Source organism: Curtobacterium sp. PhB172, assembly GCF_003752545.1.
Lineage (GTDB): Bacteria > Actinomycetota > Actinomycetes > Actinomycetales > Microbacteriaceae > Curtobacterium.
The window spans coordinates 391,039-407,771 of sequence record NZ_RKIF01000006.1 but is presented as its reverse complement, the minus strand read 5'-3'; the positions used below and the strand labels follow the sequence as shown (position 1 = coordinate 407,771).

At 72.2% G+C, this 16,733-nt stretch carries 12 protein-coding genes and 1 tRNA gene; 3 read left to right on the top strand and 10 right to left on the bottom strand.

Annotated features, from left to right (window positions below):
- The first annotated feature begins 44 nt into the window (after positions 1–44).
- Positions 45–980, top strand: coding sequence for a proteasome assembly chaperone family protein (locus tag EDF42_RS06215; RefSeq protein WP_123671756.1), 936 nt, complete (start codon positions 45–47; stop codon positions 978–980).
- A gap of 431 nt (positions 981–1,411) precedes the next feature.
- Here EDF42_RS06215 and mshC read toward each other — a convergent pair whose 3' ends face one another.
- The 3 genes from mshC to EDF42_RS06200 are packed head-to-tail and all read right to left on the bottom strand — an operon-like array spanning position 1,412 to position 4,860.
- Entirely contained in the window at positions 1,412–2,656 is a 1,245-nt protein-coding gene (gene mshC / locus EDF42_RS06210) for a cysteine--1-D-myo-inosityl 2-amino-2-deoxy-alpha-D-glucopyranoside ligase (protein WP_123671755.1), read from the bottom strand.
- Positions 2,653–3,483 carry an undecaprenyl-diphosphate phosphatase gene (locus EDF42_RS06205; protein WP_111083996.1) on the bottom strand — a complete coding sequence of 277 codons (831 nt, stop codon included), beginning with the start codon at positions 3,481–3,483 and terminating at the stop codon, positions 2,653–2,655. The genes mshC and EDF42_RS06205 overlap by 4 nt, the downstream gene beginning before the upstream one ends.
- Before the next feature lie 60 nt (positions 3,484–3,543).
- Positions 3,544–4,860 (bottom strand): M20/M25/M40 family metallo-hydrolase, encoded by a 1,317-nt coding sequence (locus EDF42_RS06200; protein ID WP_123671754.1) that lies wholly within the window; start codon positions 4,858–4,860, stop codon positions 3,544–3,546.
- Between the two features lie 182 nt (positions 4,861–5,042).
- Here EDF42_RS06200 and EDF42_RS06195 point away from each other — a divergent pair.
- Positions 5,043–5,128: transfer RNA gene (locus tag EDF42_RS06195), tRNA-Leu, on the top strand.
- A gap of 447 nt (positions 5,129–5,575) precedes the next feature.
- Here the strand turns inward: EDF42_RS06195 and EDF42_RS06190 are convergent.
- The 6 genes from EDF42_RS06190 to EDF42_RS06165 form a co-directional block, all read right to left on the bottom strand.
- The gene (locus EDF42_RS06190) at positions 5,576–6,904 is read right to left on the bottom strand and encodes an NAD(P)/FAD-dependent oxidoreductase (protein ID WP_123671753.1); all 1,329 of its coding nucleotides are present in this window, start codon (positions 6,902–6,904) and stop codon (positions 5,576–5,578) included.
- A 59-nt stretch (positions 6,905–6,963) separates the two neighbouring features.
- A complete protein-coding gene (locus EDF42_RS06185; RefSeq protein ID WP_123294394.1) occupies positions 6,964–7,161 on the bottom strand; it encodes a hypothetical protein in 198 nt (65 codons plus the stop codon).
- Between the two features lie 25 nt (positions 7,162–7,186).
- Positions 7,187–9,133, bottom strand: coding sequence for a DEAD/DEAH box helicase (locus tag EDF42_RS06180; RefSeq protein WP_260235162.1), 1,947 nt, complete (start codon positions 9,131–9,133; stop codon positions 7,187–7,189).
- Between the two features lie 23 nt (positions 9,134–9,156).
- Positions 9,157–10,401, bottom strand: a complete 1,245-nt coding sequence (gene dinB, locus EDF42_RS06175) for a DNA polymerase IV (protein WP_123671752.1) — start codon at positions 10,399–10,401, stop codon at positions 9,157–9,159.
- A 37-nt stretch (positions 10,402–10,438) separates the two neighbouring features.
- Complete coding sequence (locus EDF42_RS06170) at positions 10,439–12,766, bottom strand: FUSC family protein (protein ID WP_123671751.1); 2,328 nt, start codon at positions 12,764–12,766, stop codon at positions 10,439–10,441.
- 390 nt (positions 12,767–13,156) lie between these two features.
- Positions 13,157–14,350: an acyl-CoA dehydrogenase family protein gene (locus EDF42_RS06165; RefSeq protein WP_123671750.1), complete on the bottom strand. Its 1,194-nt coding sequence runs from the start codon at positions 14,348–14,350 to the stop codon at positions 13,157–13,159.
- Between the two features lie 23 nt (positions 14,351–14,373).
- Here EDF42_RS06165 and EDF42_RS06160 point away from each other — a divergent pair, with 23 nt between their 5' ends.
- Positions 14,374–15,168 (top strand): SGNH/GDSL hydrolase family protein, encoded by a 795-nt coding sequence (locus EDF42_RS06160; protein WP_111084173.1) that lies wholly within the window; start codon positions 14,374–14,376, stop codon positions 15,166–15,168.
- 133 nt (positions 15,169–15,301) lie between these two features.
- On the opposite strand, the gene EDF42_RS06155 is transcribed toward EDF42_RS06160, so the two are convergent.
- Positions 15,302–16,684, bottom strand: coding sequence for a serine hydrolase (locus EDF42_RS06155; RefSeq protein ID WP_123671749.1), 1,383 nt, complete (start codon positions 16,682–16,684; stop codon positions 15,302–15,304).
- Between the last annotated feature and the right edge of the window lie 49 nt (positions 16,685–16,733).

Genomic DNA, 16,733 nt, shown 5'->3' with positions numbered 1-16,733 from the left:
GTCGTGCCCGCCCCGCTCCGCTCCACCACCAGGAGGTCCGCTCCGTGCCACAGCACTCCCCCTTCAGCGACGGCCGGTTGCTCGTCGTCGCCTTCGAGGGCTGGAACGACGCCGGCGAAGCCGCGAGCGGACTCGCCCGCCGCATCGTCGAGTCCCTCGGGCTCGACGAGCTTCGCGAGCTCGACGGGGAGCGGTACGTCGACTACCAGTTCAACCGTCCGACCATGGGGTCCGACGAGACCGGCGCCCGCGGGGTGCAGTGGCCCCGCATCGTGCTGCACGGCCCCGGGGCCGAGGGCCGTCCGGTCATCGGCGCCACCGGATCCCCGACCGACCGCGACGTGTTCGTCCTGGTCGGTCCGGAGCCCTCGCGCACCTGGCGCGGCTTCTGCGCCGAGATCATCGACCTCGCCGACGTGTACTCGATCGACGCCGTCGTCTTCGTGGGCGCGATGCTGGCCGACGTCCCGCACACCCGCCCGATCTCGGTCTTCGTGTCGAGCGAGAACGCCGGCGTCCGCACCGCGTTCGACGTCGACAAGTCCTCGTACGAGGGTCCGACCGGCATCCTCGGCGTCCTGGCCGACGCGATGGACAAGGCCGGGCTGACCACGCTGTCGCTCTGGGCCTCGGTCCCGCACTACGTGCACAACTCGCCGTCGCCCAAGGCCACCCTCTCGCTGCTCGACAAGATCGAGGAACTCACCGACGTCACCGTGCCCCGTGGCACCCTGCTCGACGACGCCACCGAGTGGGAGGACGGCATCGACGCCCTCGCTGCCGACGACGAGGACATGGCGTCGTACATCGGGCAGCTCGAGCAGGCTCGCGACACCGTCGACTCCCCCGAGGCCTCGGGCGACGCGATCGCGCAGGAGTTCGAGCAGTACCTGCGGCGCCGCGAGCACAAGGACGGCAAGGACGGCGGCACCGCTGGTGGCGAGGGGCACTGGCGGCCCCCGCAGCCGCCCCAGCAGTAGCGCGGGCGTGGCGCGGGGTTCGGCGCGCGCGGTCCTGTTCGCCGAGGTTCCGAAATCTCGGCATCTCGCGCCCTCACCCCGCGATCCGTGGAACCTCGCCGGTACGCGCGCGGCGTGTCGCCGCTGTCTGCTCACGGCCGGCCATGCGGTGTATTCGCGACCGGTCGCCGGACGGGAGGCACGGTGCCAGCCCGCCACGGGCCTCCCGTCCGTCGCCGGGTCGTGCCCAGCGCCCCCAACGCGCCCGGCCGGTCCCACCGAGGTTCCGAGATCTCGGAACCTCGGGGCCGCAAGGTGCCGCCTGTGGAACCTCGGCGGCACGCACGCGGCGTGTTGTGGAACCTCGGCGAACCCGGCCGGGCGTGTCAGCGCCAGCCCCAGCGCCAGACCCCAGCCCGAGCCCCGGCAATCCCAGCCCGGCCGGCCCGAGCTCAGGCCAGACGGATACCGAGCAGCGCGTCGATCAGGTCGGCGAGCTCCGGCGTGCACGCCGTGCCCCCGGCGATCGCAGTGTCGACCGCGGCGACCGCACCCGGCGTGTCGAGGTCGTCGGAGACCCGCGCCCGGATCCGGGACGCCACGTCGGCCGCGTCGTCGGCGTGCCCCGCAGACGTACCTGAAGCCCAGGCGTCCCAGGTCGCGAGGCGCATCGTGGCACTCGTGAGCTCGGCGTCGAACCACTCCCAGTCGTCGGAGTACTTGTGCGACAGCAGCGCGAGCCGGATCGCGCGGGGGTCCGCACCGTCGTCGAGCAGCCCACGCACGGTGACGAGGTTGCCGAGCGACTTCGAGATCTTCGTGCCCTGGTAGGCGATCATCCCGGTGTGCACGAACGCGTGTGCCAGGGGCTGGTGCGCCAGGGCCGCTGCGTGACCCGCGCTCATCTCGTGGTGCGGGAAGACGAGGTCACTGCCTCCACCCTGCACGCTGATCGGCAGGCCGAGACGGTCGCCGGCGATGACGCTGCACTCGATGTGCCAGCCGGGCCGGCCGGGGCCGATCTCGGAGTCCCAGCTCGGCTCACCGTCACGGGCCGCACGCCAGAGCAGCGGGTCGAGCGGGTCGCGCTTGCCGGGGCGCTCCGGGTCGCCGCCGCGCTCGGCAGCGAGCGTGAGCATGGTCTCGCGGTCCAGGCCGCTCTCGTCGCCGAGCGACCACGCGTCGGTGGGGTGGTTCACGTCGAAGTACAGGTCGTCGCCCTCGGCGTCCGGGGTGGGGACCTCGTAGGCGGAGCCGGTCTCCTGCAGGAACGCGACGGCCTCGGCGACGCGGTCGACCTCGTCGGTGACGGCCACGAAGTCGTCGGGCGGCAGGATCCGGAGCGACTCCATGTCGCGACGGAACAGGTCGATCTGCGACGCTGCGAGCTCGCGCCAGTCGATGCCGTCGCGGGTGGCGCGCTCGAGCAGCGGGTCGTCGACGTCGGTGACGTTCTGCGCGTACTCGACGTCGAGGCCGGCGTCGCGCCACGCGCGGCCGAGCGTGTCGAACGCCAGGTAGGTCGCCGCGTGCCCGAGGTGGGTGGCGTCGTACGGGGTGATCCCGCAGACGTACAGGGCAGCGCGCTCGTCGCCCTGCGACGGGTCGACCGGCTTCCCGGTGGCGGTGTCGTGCACGACGGGCCGCGGCGCTGCGCCGGGGACGTCGGGGACGGATGGGGCCTGCCAGGCCCTCACGGCTGGATCACTCCGAGCGACAACAACACGATGAGAACGATACCGAGTGCGATGCGGTACACGACGAACGGCATGAAGCTGCGCTTGCTGATGTAGTTCATGAACGCCGCGATCACCACGAACCCGACGACGAAGGCCACCACCGTCGCGATGAGCGTGTCGGCGAGTCCGAACGGCGCTCCGTGGTCACCCAGGCTCGTCGCGGCCTCGTACAGACCGGACAGGAACACCGCGGGGACGGCCAGCAGGAACGCGAACCGTGCCGCGGCCGGTCGTGTGTACCCGAGCGCGAGCCCCATCGACACGGTCGCGCCCGAGCGGGAGACCCCGGGGACGAGTGCGAGCACCTGCGCGAGCCCGATCAGGATGCCGCCACCGAAGGTCATGTGCTCGATCCGACGCTCCTTGCGGCCGACGACGTCGAGCACACCGAGCACGATGCCGAAGACGATGAGCACGATCGCGACGATCCAGAGCGAGCGGAACGTGGTCTCGATGGAGTCCTTCAGCAGGAGCCCGGCGATGCCGATCGGGATGGTGCCGAGGATCACGAGCCACCCGAGACGCACGTCGGGGTCGCCCTTCGGGACGTCGCGCCGGAACACGGAACGGAACCACCGCCCGATGATCCGGGTGATGTCCTTCCAGAAGTAGATGAGCACCGCGGTCTCGGTGCCGAGCTGCGTCACCGCGGTGAAGGCAGCGCCCGGGTCCTTCGCGTCGGGCAGGAACAGCCCGACGATGCGCAGGTGCGCGCTGGAGGACACCGGCAGGAACTCGGTGAGCCCCTGGACGAAGCCGAGGAAGATCGCCTCGAGGATGTGCACGCACGGGCCTTTCGGGGGAGGTCGGTCAGGACACCGCCACGCAGGCGACCATGAACAATATCAGTACGTGGCCAGGAGGTCCCCGAGAACACGCCGACCGAAGGCCAGCGAGTCGAGCGGCACCCGCTCGTCGACACCGTGGAACATCGCCGGGAAGTCCACGCCGGCGGGCAGCTGCAGCGGCACGAAGCCGTACCCGGCGATCCCGAGCGTCGACAGCGCCTTGTTGTCCGTGCCGCCGGACAGCAGGTACGGCAGCACCGGGGCGCCCGGGTCGTGGCGGCCGAGGACGTCGCGGACGGCGTCGACGAGCGGTCCGCCGAAGTCCTGCTCGAGACCGATGTCGCGGAAGGACATCACGACCTCGACCTCGTCCCCGGCGAGCTCCCGCACACGCGCCAGCACCGACTCTTCGTCACCGGGCAGGCAGCGGATGTCGACGAGCGCCTCAGCCGTGTCCGGGATCACGTTGTGCTTGTAGCCCGCGGTCAGGACCGTCGGGTTCGTCGTGGTGTGCAGGGCGGCGTGGATGAACCGCGAGGCCGAACCGGTGGCGAGCGCGACCTCGTCCGGGCCCGTCACGGTCGGGTCGACGCCGAGGAACCGAGCGACCTCGGCGACCATCGCGTCCGTCGTGGCCGACAGACGCACCGGCCACTCCTCGCTGCCGATCCGGGCGACCGCCGCGGCGAGCTTCGTCACGGCGTTGTCGCGGATGACGTGCGAACCGTGCGCAGCCGTGCCGCGGGCGATGAGCTTGATCCACATCAGCGCCTTCTCGCCCGTCTGCAGCAGGTAGGCGCGACGGTCGCCGAGGGTGATCGAGTACCCGCCCACCTCGCTGATGGCGGCGCTGGCCCCGGCGAAGACCTCGGGGTGGTGCTCGACGACGTGGTGCGAGCCGAGCACTCCCCCGGCTTCCTCGTCGGCGAAGTACGCGATCACGAGATCCCGCTCGGGAGCCCCCTGCGCCGCGATGACGTCCGACAGCGACGTGAGCATCATCGCGTCCATGTTCTTCATGTCGACGGCGCCCCGCCCCCACAGCGAGCCGTCCTTGACGACACCGCCGAAAGGGTCGACCGACCAGTTCGCCGGATCGGCCGGCACGACGTCGAGGTGCCCGTGCACCACGAGGGCCGGCTTGTCACGATCGCGGCCGGGCACCCGCGCGACGACACTGACGCGATCCGGCTCGGACTCGAACAACTGCGGCTCGAGGCCCAGCCCGCGCAACTTGTCCTCGACGTAGTGCGCCGCCTCAGTCTCGCCGCGCGACTTCCCCTCGCCCCAGTTCGTGGTGTCGATGCGGATGAGGTCGCGCGCGATCGCCGCGGTGGCCTCGAGCTCGGTCGCGGTCGGCTCCGGGTTCGTCATGCCACCACGGTATCGGTCCGCACCGACGCGCCCCGGCCCGGTGACGCCGCGGGACGCCTCGCGACGCCGCCGGCTGGACGCGCCCGGGATGCGCGGCCGTGTTCATCGGGCGTTCAGACCCGTGCTAGTGTTTTCTCTCGGCAGGGACGCCGGGGAAACCCGGGGAAATCGCCACACATCCAGTCCGGATGGCGGAATTGGTAGACGCGCTAGCTTGAGGTGCTAGTGCCCGTATTAGGGCGTGGGGGTTCAAGTCCCCCTTCGGACACAGAAACATGCAGTGCCCCCTGACCTTTCGGTCCGGGGGCATTTTCTGTTGCATCTCCCGGCGAGTGCCGCCATCGCTGCGCTCAGGGCGTCACCGCCTCGGCCAGTTCGCTGCGCTCACGGCCATGGATGGGACGCGGCCAGTTCGCTGCGCTCACGGCCAGGGGTGGGGGCGCGGACAGCTCGCTGCGCTCACGGCCACCGCCAGCTCGCTGCGGTCTCGGCCGGGCGACAAGATCGACGTCGTACGACATCGATGGTGTCGCAACGGCGCCGGCGCAACGGTTGCCGGCGCGTGCCGACGACATCATCGACGTCGTACGACATCGATGGCGTCGTTGCGGGTCGGGTCGGGCCGGGTCGGGGCGCGGGTTGCAGCGCACGCACAGACGGACGGGAGGCGCGGTGCCAGCTGGCACCGCGCCTCCCGTCCGTCAGGTGGTTGCGTCTAGCTCTTCGACGCCTCGACGAAGTTTCGGCGCGGGTCCGTCTCCTTGATGAGCGAGGTCGCGTCGCGGCCCGAGACGGCACCGGTGACCCAGCCGATGACGATGCGCGCCTTGCGGTTCAGCGTCGGCATCGCGTACACGTGGTAGGCGCGGTGGGCGAGCCAGGCCAGCAGGTTCGTCATCTTGATGCCCTTGATGTTCGCGGCACCCTTGGCGACACCGTACGAGGCGACCGTGCCGATCGAGGGGTGGCGGTACTCCTCGAGGGGCTTGCCGGTGATCGTCGCGACCACGTTGTCCGCCGCGACGACGGCCTGGCGGACCGCGTTCTGCGCGTTCGGCGGGTAGAACGCCGGCTGCTTGTCGGCGGTCAGGTCGGGCACCTGTGCGACGTCGCCGAGACCCCAGACACCGGGGACGACCTCGTGCGTGTCCTCGGCCTCGACCTGGAGCTTCGCGTTGGCGGCGAGGTGCCCCTTCGGTCCGCGGGGCAGGTCGGAGGCGTCGAGCAGCGGGTTCGGCTTCACGCCGGCGGTCCAGACGAGCAGCCCCGTGGGGATCTCGTCGCCGTCGGAGAGCTTGACGATGCCGCCCTCGGCGCTCGGCATGGTGGTCTTCAGGCGCACGTCGATGCCGCGGGCGCGGAGCGACTCGAGCGTCCACTTGGACAGCTCCGGGCCGACCTCGGGCGCGACACGGTCGAGCGCGTCGATGAGGATCCAGCGGGGCTGCTCCCCCGCGAGCGACGGGTAGGTCTTGATGGCGGCCTGCGAGACGTCGAACAGTTCGCCGATCGCCTCGACGCCGGTGTAGCCACCGCCGACGAAGACGCTGGTCAGCAGACGACGACGCTCGTCCTCGTCACGGGTGGCAGCGGCCTTGGCGATGTTGTCGAGGAGCTTGGCGCGCACGTAGGCGGCCTCTTCGACGCTCTTGAAGCCGACGCCGTACTCCTCGAGCCCGGGGGTCGGGAAGGTGCGGGTGACCGAGCCGAGCGCGACGACGAGCTGGTCGTAGCCGAGCGTGCGGTCGTCGCCACCGGCGGTCGCGATCGAGACGGTCTTGTCCTCCGACGAGATGCCGGTGACCTTGCCCTGGATGACGCGGGTCTTGCGGAGCGCACGGCGCAGCTCGACGGTCACGTCCTTCGGGGCGATGTGGCCGCCGGCGACCTCGGGCAGGAACGGCAGGTACGTGTAGTAGGTGTTCTGGTCCACGAGCGTGATGCGCATGGGCACGGTCGCGGCGTGCTTCTGCAGCTGCTTGACGGTGCTGTAGCCAGCGGAGCCGCCGCCGAGGACGAGGACGTGAGGGATCGAGTCTGCCATTCCTCCGGTCTACCGGATACGGGCCGTCAACGTCATGAACGCCGCACTTCCTGAGCGAATCAGCGCTCTCGGAGTCGCCACCAGGCCGTCTCGGCGAGGTCGAGGCCCATGTAGACCCCGTGCGCGGTGCGTCGGGACTCGGTCAACGAGAACCGTCGCAACCGGTAGCCACCACCGAACCGGTCGATGATCGCCTCTGGGGAGGACTCCGCGTCGCGCTTGACGTACCAGGTGCGGTCGTCGACGGACTCGATCACGGGCGGACCGCCCGGACCGGACCCGTCACCGGCGCCCGCCGATGCGGGAGCGCAGGACGTCGATGCGCTTCTGGATCTGCTCGATGCTCGCCTGTGCCACGGCCGGCCCACCGCTGATGCGCCGGAGCTCGGCGTGGATGGAGCCGTGCGGCTCGTTCGAGTGCCGCGACCAGATCGACACGAGTCGCGCGAGCTCGGTCCGCTGCTCCTTGATGGTCATGTACATCGGGCGGTTCTCGGGCTCGGCGGCCTTCGGTTGGCCGTCCTTGACCGCCCGGCCCTTGGAGCGCTTCGCCTGGGTCGCCTGGCGCGCCCGGAGCAGGTCGCGCACCTGGTCGGGTTCGAGGAGTCCCGGGATGCCGATGAAGTCGAGTTCCTCGAGCGACCCGACCTCGCCGCCGGTGCCGAACTCACCGCCGTCGTAGAGGACGCGGTCGAACGACGCCTGCGAGTCGAGCGCCTCGAACGGCTGGACCTCGAGCAGGCTCTCGGACGCGCGGTCTTCCTTGTTGGCCTCGGCCACCATCGCGTCTTCGGGGTTGTACATGCCGTCGTCGGCGTCCTTCGGACGGTCGAGGGCGTGGTCGCGTTCGAGCTCGAGCGTCGCCGCCAGTGCCATCAGTCCGGGCACGCTCGGCAGGAACACCGAGGCGGTCTCGCCACGACGCCGAGCACGCACGAAGCGGCCGATCACCTGGGCGAAGAACAGCGGGGTGCTCGCGCTCGTGGCGTACACGCCGACGCAGAGCCGCGGGACGTCGACGCCTTCGGACACCATGCGCACGGCGACCATCCACCGCGAGGTGTCGTCGGCGAAGGCGCTGATCCGGCTGGACCCGGCGGCTTCGTCGGACAGGACGACCGTCGGCCGTTCCCCGGTGATCTGCTGCAGGATCCGGGCGTAGGCGCGGGCCGTGGTGGTGTCCGTCGCGATGACCAGGCCACCGGCGTCGGGCACGCCACGGCGCACCTCGGTCAGGCGCTTGTCGGCGGCGGACAGCACGGCCGGCATCCACTCACCCTCGGGCGACAGCGCCGTGCGCCAGGCCTGTGCGGTGATGTCCTTCGTGACCTGTTCGCCGAGGGAGGCCGACATCTCGTCGCCCATCCGCGTCTTCCAGCGCATCTGGCCGGCGTAGGCCATGAACAGCACCGGTCGGACGACGCCGTCCTTGAGCGCGCGGCCGTAGCCGTAGTTGTAGTCGGAGATCGAGGTGCGGATGCCCTGCTCGTCGGGGGCGTACTGGACGAACGGGATCGGCGCGGTGTCGGACCGGAACGGCGTGCCCGACAGCGAGAGCCGTCGGGTGGCACCGGAGAAGGCTTCCCGGATGCCGTCGCCCCAGGTGAGCGCGTCGCCGCCGTGGTGGACCTCGTCGAGGACGACGAGGGTGCGCCCGCCCTCGGTGATCTTCTTGTGCACCTCGGGGTTCATGCCGACCTGGGCGTACGTGATCGCGACGCCCTGGTAGTGCCGGCCGAACATGCCGTCGCCGTTCTTGAACATCGGGTCGATGCGGATGCCCACGCGGTCGGCGGAGTCTGCCCACTGCCGTTTCAGGTGCTCGGTGGGGGCGACGACAACGATGCGGTCGACCGTGCCGCGCGCCAGCAGCTCGGTGGCCAGGCGGAGCGCGAACGTCGTCTTGCCGGCGCCGGGCGTCGCGGCCGTGAGGAAGTCACGCGGCTCGGACTCGAAGTACTTCGTGAGGGCTTCGACCTGCCACGCCCGGAGCTTGGAGGCGGTGCCCCACGCGGCTCGGTCCGGGAACGCCGGCGACAGGTGCTGGACGGCCGAGTTGCCGGCTGCTTCGGCCAGGGCGGCCGCGTCGGCTTCGTCCCGTGCCACGGCGTCGGCGTCCGCCGATGACTGCGCGGACATCGACGACGAAGACGTCGACGACGTGTGGTCGTCCCCTGACTCGGCCCACAGCGTGGCGGGCTGCTGCTGTTCGTACTCCGCTGCGCTCACTGGACCTGATTCTACCGCCACCGTCAGTCCTGCCTGGCGTGCGGGACGTGGCCGTCGGGAGTCCGGCGGACCAGGGATGCCGGTCGCAGCACGCCTGCGCCGAAGCGCGCGGCGACCGCGTCGACCGTGGTCTCGGTCTCGCGCCACGGCGCGTCGTCGTCCCACAGCGCGTTGCTCGCGGCGGCCGGCACGAGGTTCTCGCCCCGGACCCCGATGAGCCGGATCCGGTTGCCCGGTCGGTGCAGCACGTCGTACAGCTCGACGGCTTCGCGGTGCAGCCGCTTGGCGACGTCGGTGGGCTCGGCGAGGGTGCGCGACCGGGTCAACGTGGTGAAGTCGGTGTAGCGGACCTTGAGCGCCACGGTGCGGGCCTGCACGTCGGCGTGGCGCAGGCGGACGGCGACCTTGTCGGCGAGGCGCAGGAGCTCGCGCGCGACGTCGTCCCGCTCGGTCAGGTCGTGGCCGAACGTGACCTCGTGCCCGATGGACTTCTCGCCCACGCCGGTGTCGACGACGCGCGGGTCGCGCCCCCAGGACAGGTCGTGCAGGCGCTGGCCACCGGCCGGCCCGAGCGCGGACACGAGCGACCCGAGCGGCGTGTTCGCCAGGTCGCCGACGGTGCGGATGCCGCGGCGCTCGAGGGTCTCCTGCGTCTTGCCGCCCACACCCCACAGCGCCGAGACCGGCTGCGGGTGCAGGAACGCGATGGTGTCGGCCGCGGGCACGACGAGCAGCCCGTCCGGCTTGGACCGGCTCGACGCGAGCTTCGCCACGAACTTGGTCGACGCGGCGCCGACCGAGCAGTGCAGGCCCGTCTCGGCGTGGACCGTGCGCCGGATGGCCCGGCCGATCTCCCACGGCGTGCCGTAGAGCCGGAGCGCGCCGGCGACGTCGAGGAACGCTTCGTCGATGCCGAGCCGTTCGACCCGCGGCGTGAACCGGTCGAAGATCGCCATCACCGCGGCGGACTGGTCGCGGTACTTCTCGAAGTGCGGCTCGACGATGATCGCGTTCGGGCAGCGGCGCTTCGCGATGGCCATCGGCATGGCGGAGTTCACGCCGTACCGACGGGCTTCGTAGGTGGCAGCGGTGACCACGGAGCGGTCGGAGTCGTGGCCGACGATGACCGGCAGACCCACCAGGTCGGGTCGGTCGAGCAGTTCGACGGAGGCGAAGAAGGCGTCCATGTCGACGTGCAGCACGGTCGCCGAGACGTCGTCCACCGGTGCGTCGGAGACGAGCCGGTTGCTTCCGTCCTGCTTGCTCACACCGAGATGATGCCAGGGACCACCGACATCGCCGGGCTCAGCGTGCGCCGGTGGCCGCCGAACGCGTGGCGGTCTCGCCGAGCACGGTCGCCCGGTGCCGGTCGGCCAGCAGCGCGAGCGCCTCGTCGATGCGGCCCAGCGCGTGCGCCGCGACCTCGACGGCCTGCTGGTCCGGATGACCCGCCGCCGCGGCCACCGCCGTGTCGAGCTGGTCGCCGACCCGCGCCCAGACCGGCGCCGGCGCGGCGGACCGGGGCCCGGCCACGATGCCGTCGGCCAGGTCCGCGATCGACGCGGCGAGGCGGTGGGCGGCACCGACCAGGGCGGCGGGCGGGTCCTGCGGGGGCGAGCCGAGCCTCCCGGCCGCCTCGCGCGCGAACGTCGCCGCCGCCTGCAGGGACGTCCGGGTCCTGGCATCCGCGCGGGCGGGTCCGCCCGTCGGGAACCGCACCATCGGGCGCAGGACGGCGTCCAGCTGGTAGGTGGCCGCGTCGACGGCGCGCGATCGTGCGCGCAGGTCGGGTGCGGCGGCGTCGGTGGCCGTGTCGGCGGACCGGGAGGCCCGGTTCCCGCCCGCACCGTCGGTCGCGTCCGCCTCGGCGTCCGCATCGACCCCGACCAGCGCGAGCACGAACGCCCGGACCGCGGTCAGCTGCCGGCGCACGGCCCGTCGGATGACGGCCCGGGTGGCGATCGGGAAGACGACGGCGCTCACGAGCACGGCGACCGCGGCGCCGAGCAGGTTCTCGGCGAGTCGGATCGGGATGAGCGAATCCGTGAAGCTGCCGGAGAACGCGTACACCTGGCAGAGGACGACGACCAGGCACGCGACCCAGACCGAGTAGACGCCGCCGAAGCCGTACGTGCCGACCGCGAGCAGGACGCAGACGAGCACGAGCGTGAACCAGGGGTGCGCCGTGCCGACGACGTGCACGAGGACGATGCCGACGGCGCCGCCGACGACCGTGCCGACGGCGCGGTGCAGGCCCTTGCGGACCCGCTCGTGCGTGGTGTTGGTGCCGGCGAGGACGATCATCACGCCGATCACGCCCCAGTAGAACCGGGGGCCGTCGAGCAGGAGCGCGAGGGGCTCGACGATCGCGACGGCGATCGCTGCGTGCACCGCGGTGCGCAGTGAGACGGAGAGTCGCCAGCGGCGCCAGGGGCCGTCGGCGACGGTGTCGGCCAGCACCGGCACGGCTCCGGCAGGGCGCCCGCCGGCCAGGACGACGGGCGTGACGAAGGGTGCCGCCAACGCGACGCCGTCGCCGCGGCGCGGCAGTTCGTCGCGGAGCTCGCGCCACCGCAGCCCCGCGTCCTGCAGGTCGGTGAACTCGGCGGCCATCCGACGGACGATGGCCGTCGTGCGCGAGCCGGGGTCGCCGGCGGACGCCGTGATGCCGTAGCGGGCGAGCAACGTCCGTGCCGCGTCCTCGCCGTGCCCGCCGCCGTGGCGCAGGACGATCGTGACAGCACGGAGCGCGGCGTGCCGGACGTCCGACGGCGCGCCGTGCTCGACGAGGGCACCGGCACCGCGCCCGAGCTCGTCGACCGCGAAGTGCGTGTCGAACACGAGCCGGTGGAGTTCCTCCGCCGTGGTGTCGGCGTCCACCCCGCTCGCGGCGAGCATCCCGTCGACCGTCAACGCGATCTCGTGGTACCGGTCGCGGCTGCGGCGGAGGCGGCGCAGCGTGCGGCGTCGTGCGGCCGGGTCGTCCGCCGCGGCGAGGACGGCGGCGGCGGCCTCGAGCACGGCCGAGCCACGGGCGACGAAGCCACGGCGGGTGCGCAACAGGGCACGGTGCGCGTCCGGTCGGAGCACCAGGCGGACCAGGATCGTCGCGGCGAGCGAGGCGGCCACGACGAGGCCGAGCGGCACGACACTCGTCTCGGGCAGCGGGAGGAGCAGCCCGCACAGGTACCCGGCGAACCCGACGATCGCGGCATCGGCGGCCCACGCGCCCCACGCGGCCGCGGCGAACTGCAGGAACAGCAGCACGACGATGAGCACGAGCTCGAGGAGCCGGAACGGCTGCAGGGCGATGCTGCCGGCGAGGGCGACGACGAACGGCACGAGGACGGCTCCGGTGCGGGCAGCCGTCCGACCGGTGCCCGGGTCGACGATGACGAGGCAGGTGATGAACGCGGGCATCGCGCCGATCATCACGCCCAGGATCGCGGGCAGGCCGAACGCGGTCGCGACGGCGTACCCCACGGCCATGCCGGCGGGCACCGCGACCAGGGTGCGGAGGGCGCCGTCGGTCTTCACGAGCCCGGGGTCGAGCGCGAGGACCGCGTCGGCCAGTCGCCGGGAGCGGGTCCGTCGACGGGGAGCGGTCCGGTTCGTGGTGTCGGTCCTCGGCACGAGTCGGCCGCCTCCTCTGCGCTCGGGAGGCCAATCGTACCGGATGCTAACTATCCGGTCGTGCGGGCGGCGGCCGCACGGTGCGGCCTTCGGCGCTCGGTGCGAGGTTGATCGCTCGGTGCGGCGCTACAGGGCCGCACGAGGCGAGCAACCTCGCACGGGCTCACAAGTCCCGCACCGTGCGACCGTCGCCCTGGCCCCGGAGCACCGTGCCACCGTCGCCGATCCGTGCCGGGTTGATCGCTCCGTGCGGCACTACAGGGCTGCACGAGGCGGGCAACCTCGCACGGACTCACGCGCTCTGCACCGTGCGACCGTCGCACCGCACCGTGCGACCGTCGCACCGCACCGGGCCGGGCGCGCGACCGCTCCAGGCCGCGCGCGACCGCGTCAGGCGGGCGGGCCGAGCACCGACGCCGCGAGCGTGCGCGCCGCCGAGTCCCGCGACGACGGGTGGTACTGGCCGGCCCGGACGTCGCGCGCCAGGCGGGCGATTTCGCTCGAGGACCGGAACGCCGAGCCCCCGACCACCCGCATGGCCTCGTCCACCACGTGCTGCGCGGTGTCCACCGCCCGCGCCTTCGTGCCGACGAGCAGCGGGAACCAGCGGGTGCCGAGGTCGTCCTGTTCGTCCACCGAGCGGGCGAGCGCGTCGACCTGCAGGGTGATCGCGTCGACGGCGCCGCGCAGCTCCGCGATCGCACGCCGGACGTCCGGGTCCTGCGACCGGAGCGAGCCGTCGGCCGCGACGCGACGTCCGACAGCAGACACCGCCAGCGTGATCGCGCGTTCGGCGATCCCGACGTACACCGAGGCGATGAGCAGCTCGAAGGCCGCGAAGACCCCGAACACGAGCGGGTCCTGGTTCGGCCCGACCGGCAGCGACCGCACGATGCGGTCGGCGGGGACGTTCACGCCGTGCAGCTTCGTCGTGCGGCTCTGCGTGGCCCGCATCCCGAGGGTGTCCCAGTCGTCCAGGTGCTCGACGTCGCCGTCGGACCGGAGCACGAAGCCGTGCACCAGCCGCGGTTCCGGACCCGACTCGTCCTTGCCGAACACGCTCAGGACGTCCCACGCCGGTGCGAGCGAGGTGGAGACCTTGGTACCGGTGAAGCGGTACCCGCCGTCGCCGTCCGGCTCCGCCGTCGTCGACGAGTCGAACAGGACGGCGTCGTTGCCGGGTTCGCTCACCCCGAAGGCCAGCAGGTGGTCGTCCGACGCGTGGTCGGTGACGGCCTGGAGGAACGACTCACCCCGCGCAGTCACGGCGCGCGCCGCCTGCACCCACACCTGGTGCATCCCGAGGCCGAGTGCCGTCGCCGGTGCGGCCTGGGCGAGGGTCCGCTGCACGGTGGCCGTGGCGCGGAGTCCGAGACCGGAGCCACCCCGCTCCACCGGCACCCCGATGCGCAAGTAGCCCGCAGCGCGGAGTTCCTCGAGGTCCTCGGCGCAGAACGCGTTCGCGGTGTCGTACCCGGGGGCGCGTTCGGCGATGCGAGCGAGCAGGTCGTCCGGCACGGTCCAGGCGGCTGAGTCCGTGCCGGCGTCCGCGCCGGCGGCTGCGCCCGTGTTGGCCTTCGTCATGGCACGAGACTATGGTCCGGAGCGTGTCAGATCGTCATCCGTGGTCCAGGTACGTCGCGATCGGTGACTCGTTCACCGAGGGGATCGGCGACCCCGACCCCACCGTGCCCGGGGGAAACCGGGGCTGGGCGGACCGAGTGGCCGAGGTGCTCGCCCACGGGTCCGACGACTTCGCGTACGCCAACCTGGCGATCCGCGGGCGGCTGCTCCAGCAGATCATCGACGAGCAGGTGGAACCGGCGCTCGCGCTCCGTCCGGACCTGGTCACGGTGTCCGCCGGGGGCAACGACATCATCCGGCCGGGCTCCGATCCGGACGAACTCGCCGAGCGGGTGGACGCCATGGTGTCGCGGCTGCGGAGCGACGGCGCCACCGTGGTGCTGTTCACCGGGCCCGACGTCGGCATGACGCCGGTGCTCGGCATGGTGCGCGGCAAGACGGCGATCTACAACGAGAACCTGCACGCCATCGCCCTGAAGCACGGCGCGCTGGTGGCGGACATGTGGGCGCTCCGAGTGCTCCGCGACCCGCGCATGTGGGCGCCGGACCGACTGCACCACTCCCCCACGGGGCACGCCACGATCGCCGCCGCGGTGCTCGACGCCCTCGGCGTGCCGCACGGCCTCGAGCCGTTCAACCCCGAACCGCTCGAGGCGCGGCCGTGGCGTGAAGCCCGCGCCGAGGACCTCGGCTGGGCGAAGGAGTACCTGGTGCCGTGGGTCGTCCGGCGCATCAAGCACACCTCGTCGGGCGACGGTGTCTCCGCCAAGCGCCCCGAGCTGCAGGACGTCGTCGAGCACAAGTCCGACACCCCGTAGCCGGACGACGCCGATCCGAGTCCACACGCCTCCCCGGCCGCGCCCCACCGCGGTCATCGCGCCCCGACTCCCCAGGGCGCGATGACGGCACGGGGGCGCGAACCGCGACGTGCGCACCCTATGTCGGTAGAGGTCAGTCGGCGGGCCGGTGCAACGTCAGCGGGCCGTCGTGCAGCGGCTCGGTCGTCCACTTCGTCCCGGCCGTGCCCGCGTCGAGGTCGACGCGCAGGTGCAGCAGGTGCGGCGTCTCCACGAAACGGAGCGCGACGAGCACGGTGCCGTCCGACTGGGTCGCGGCGCTCGCTGCGAGGGCGCCCTCGACGGCCCACTCCCCCTCGCCGACCGGCACCGACGCCGACGCTCCGTCGGCCGACACGGACAGCCGGATTTCGTGGGCCCCGCGGTCGAAGCCCACGGCGTCGAGCACCGCACCGGGCAGCACCCGGAGTGCACGACCGGCCACGTGCTCGGGGAGCGGGCCGCCGCTCACCGGAGGCAGCCCCAGGGAGGCGAGCCGTGCCTCCAGGACGGTGTCCGCACCCGTGTCGGCGGGACGGTCGACGGCGGGCAGCAGGTGCTGCCAGGCCGCGTCGAGGACCGCCTGCATGTCGAGGCTCTGTCCGGTGATCGCGAGGACGACGTCCTGCTCCGGCAGGACGACGCAGAACTGACCGTAGGCGCCGTCGCCGCGGAAGCCGTGACGGGCCATCCAGAACTGGAAGCCGTAGCCCTGCGACCAGTCCGGGTTCTCCTCGTCGAGGTTGTCGATCTGCTTGCGCGTGGCGGCCGCGACCCAGTCCTCGTCGAGGATCCGCTTGCCCTCCCAGACGCCGCGCTGCAGGTACAGCTGCCCGAGCGCGGCGACCGCCGACGTCGTGGTGTAGCAGCCGCTGAAGCCGAGCTCGCCGCCGGACTCGTCGCGGCGCCAGGCGAGGTCGTCGATGCCGAGCGGGTCGAGCAGCCGAGGGCGCAGGTAGTCGACCAGCGAACCGCCGCTGACCCGGCGGACGATCGCGGCGAGCGTGTACGTGCACGGCTGGTTGTAGGTGAAGAGCGAGCCGGGCTCCTCGTCGGGCGGCAGCAGCAGGAAGCCGCGCACGACGTCCATGCGGTCGAGCTCACGGGCCCGGTCGATGGCGTCCTCGCGGTGCCCGCTCGCCATCGCGAGCAGGTGCCGGACCCGGATGCGGCGGCTGCGTTCGTCCGTGATCTCGGTGTCGAGTTCGGGGAAGTACGACAGCGCGGTCGCGTCGAGGTCGATCAGGCCCTCGCGCACGGCGATGCCGACGGCCGCTGCGGTGAAGCTCTTGCTGAGCGAGTAGAGCAGGTGCACGCGGTCGGCCGCGTACGGCTGCCACCACCCCTCGGCGGCGACCTGGCCGTGGCGGAGCAGCATCAGGCTGTGCGGCTCGACGCCGGGGGTCGACTCGAGGGCGTCGACGAACGCGAGCACACCGCGGGCGTCGATGTCGAGGGCGGAGGGGGTGGTCCGGGGGAACGTCTTCGTCGTCGTCACCCGTCCGACAGTACGGACTCCGCGTGGTGCGCGTCAGTGCTCCCGCACC